We start from the raw sequence: 3215 nt of genomic DNA on the forward strand, positions 1-3215 counted from the left end.
CGCCGCCGGCTGGCCTTTGTCCGATTCCGCCCGTGGGCGATCCGCTAGGGGCGGATTACTCCCATTCGATGGTTCCCGGGGGCTTGCTGGTCACATCCAGCACCACCCGGTTGACCCCGTCGACCTGGTTGGTGATCCGGTTGGAGATCCGGGCCAGCAGGTCGTAGGGCAGGCGGGACCAGTCCGCGGTCATCGCGTCCTCGCTGGAGACCGGGCGCAGCACGATCGGGTGCCCGTAGGTGCGCCCATCGCCCTGCACGCCCACGCTGCGCACGTCGGCCAGCAGCACGACCGGCATCTGCCAGACCTCGTCATCCAGTCCGGCGTTGGTCAGCTCCTCGCGGGCGATCGCGTCGGCCTTGCGCAGGATCGAGAGGCGTTCCTCGTTCACCGCACCGATGATGCGGATGCCCAGGCCCGGCCGGGGAACGGCTGGCGTCCCACGATCTCCTCGGGCAGGCCCAGTTCGCGGCCCACCGCACGCACCTCGTCCTTGAACAGGGTGCGCAGCGGCTCAACCAGCTCGAACTGCAGGTCCTCGGGCAGCCCGCCCACGTTGTGGTGGCTCTTGATGTTCGCGGTGCCCTCGCCGCCGCCGGATTCGACGATGTCCGGGTACAGGGTGCCCTGCACCAGGAACTTCACCGGCTCCCCGGCCTCGGCTTCGGCTTCGACGATGGCCTTCTCCGCGGCCTCGAAGGCGCGGATGAATTCGCGGCCAATGATCTTGCGCTTGGTTTCCGGGTCAGTCACCCCGTCCAGGGCGCTTAGGAAGCGTTCGCGTTCATCGGCGATGTACAGCTTCGCGCCGGTGGCGGCCACGAAGTCCTTCTCCACCTGCTCGGCTTCGCCTTCACGCAGCAGCCCGTGGTTCACGAACACGCAGGTGAGGTTGTCCCCGATGGCGCGCTGCACCAGGGCGGCGGCCACGGCGGAGTCCACGCCGCCGGACAGCCCGCAGATCGCCTTGCCGTCGCCCACCTGGGCGCGGATGCGTTCGATCTGCTCATCGGCGATGGACCCGGCGGTCCATTCGGCCTGCAGGCCAGCGCCGTCGTAGAGGAAGTTCTCCAGCACGTTCTGCCCGAACTCGCAGTGCTTGACCTCCGGGTGCCACTGCACGCCGAAGAGCTTGCGCTCGTCATCGGCGATCGCGGCGACCGGGGCGCCAGCGGTGGAAGCCAGCACCTCAAAGCCCTCCGGGGCCGCGGTGACCGAGTCGCCGTGGCTCATCCACACCGTCGGTGGGGTGTGGGCCCCGGCCAGCACGGAGCGCGGGCCGCCGGAGAATTCGGTTTCGGTGCGGCCGTATTCGCGTAGACCGGTTTCGGCCACGGTGCCGCCCAGGGCGTTGGCCATGGCCTGGAAGCCGTAGCAGATGCCCAGGACCGGGACCCCGGCGTCAAACAGCTTCGGATCCACCCCCGGGGCGTTTTCCGCATAGACGCTGGACGGGCCGCCGGAAAGGATGATGGCGGCAGGTTCCTTGGCCAGCATCTGATCCAGGGGCATGGTGTGCGGAACGATCTCCGAGTACACGCGGGCCTCACGCACACGCCGAGCAATCAGCTGCGCGTATTGGGCCCCGTAGTCGACGACCAGAACCGGCTTATGTTCTGTGGTGAGGGGCGCAGTAGTCACGGATTCAAGTCTACTAGCTCACCGCGCCGCTGAAACCCCCGCACCCCTGTCATCCCCGTCACCAGCCGGGAACCGAAGGCGCTAGTAGCGCTTGGCGGCCTTGGGGAACGCGGCCAGTTCGGCCTCCACCTCACGGTGCACCTTGTGCTCCACGAAGAAGGAGAGGAACGGGACCACCCCGCCCAGGGCGATGGTGATGAAGCGCATGAACGGCCAGCGCATTATCGACCAGAGCCGGAAGTCGGAGAACAGGTAGACCACGTACATCCAGCCGTGCACGATCAGGATCAGCAGGGAGATGTTCACCCCGCCGGCAATCTCGGCGCGGTTGAACAGGCCCAGCGTGTTCGCGGTGCCATCCAGGTGGGTGCCCCCGGCGAACAGTTCCAGGCCCCAGAAGTACTTCAGGACCATCTCGGCCACCAGCAGCAGCAGCATCACACCGGTGGCGTAGGAGAGCACCTTGTAGAAGGCCAGCGCGTTGCGGATCTGGGTGGGGGTGCCGCCGAACTTGCGTGGGGTGCCGGGGGTGGTGGGGCTGGACATGCTTGGAGTGTTCCTTCCGCGAAGGGGCTTTGTGGCAAAGCCCCGAGGGATCTTAGTGGTTCTGGGAGGTGCCGTGCGGGCCGGAGGACGGATGGTCTTGGCTGGGCTCCTGGCCGGTGGGCTCCTGGCCGCGGCGGTGCTCGGCGGCGCCCTGCTCGGCCAGTTCATCCAGTTCGCGCTGGTAGTCATCGCGCACCAGGCGGTACCACAGGAAGAACGCGAAGCCGGCGAAGACCACCCATTCAATCCCGTAGAAGACGTTCAGCCAGTTCACGGTGGCTTCCTGCGGCTGGGTGCCGACAAAGATGTGGCTCAGTCCCGGCTCGGTGACCGGCCCGGCGTCGTTGGCCAGCTCGTGGATGGAGACGAATCCGGAGTACAGCGGCAGATCCAGGTGTTGGCCAGCTGGGCGCTGGAGACCGCGGCGTAGTAAGGTTCGCGCACGTCGCGCTGCAGCACCGGGCCTCGGGCGGGATCAACCGGCCGGTGATGGTGAACTGGCCTCCGGGGTGGCCGGCGGGTCGTTCGGTTCGGCTTCCCAGCCGCGCACCACCGCGATGGCCTCATCGTCGGGGGCGCGTCCACAGCGAACGCGCTGATCACCCAGTAGCCGGCCTGGCCCTCGTGCACGCGCTTTTCCACCAGGATCTCGGTGTCCGGCAGGAAGTGGCCCTGCATGGTGACAATCTGGTCCGCCTTCGTGCCCAGCAGTTCGGTGCCCGGCTGCACGTGCTCGGTCAGCGGCACCGGAACCTCGGTCTTCTCGGCCTTCACCGGGGGTTCGGTGGTGGAGGAACCGAACTGCCATCCGGAGAGCAGCACGAAGCCGGTGGCCACGATGAGGGCACCGAGCAGCGCGGCGATCCATTTGGGTTTGAAAGCGGTTTTCAGCACATCACTACCGTACTTCGATTGCTTGTAGAAGAGCCAATGCGCGGCGGGTGAGATTCTTCCCTTTGACCCCGCCTCCGTGGTGGCCAGGACCCGGCAGCGCCCACTGGGCAAGGGGGCGAACATGCCGGCGGCCG

The 3215-nt window shown here is 67.2% G+C and carries 3 protein-coding genes and 1 pseudogene; all 4 read right to left on the bottom strand.

Translation table 11 applies throughout. From position 1 onward, the window contains the following. Nucleotides 1-55: 55 nt before the first annotated feature. A pseudogene (gene guaA / locus JCM19049_RS10335) lies at nt 56-1641 on the bottom strand (glutamine-hydrolyzing GMP synthase). An 81-nt stretch (nt 1642-1722) separates the two neighbouring features. Further along, nucleotides 1723-2187 carry a DUF3817 domain-containing protein gene (locus tag JCM19049_RS10340; RefSeq protein ID WP_054821544.1) on the bottom strand — a complete coding sequence of 155 codons (465 nt, stop codon included), beginning with the start codon at nt 2185-2187 and terminating at the stop codon, nt 1723-1725. A gap of 52 nt (nt 2188-2239) precedes the next feature. Continuing rightward, entirely contained in the window at nt 2240-2461 is a 222-nt protein-coding gene (locus JCM19049_RS10345; protein WP_054821545.1) for a hypothetical protein, read from the bottom strand. Nucleotides 2462-2499: 38 nt separating this feature from the next. Then, the coding region (locus JCM19049_RS10350; protein ID WP_374700287.1) for an SURF1 family cytochrome oxidase biogenesis protein at nt 2500-3215 on the bottom strand (716 nt) is incomplete at its 5' end.

The sequence above is a fragment of the Arthrobacter sp. JCM 19049 genome, assembly GCF_001310435.1.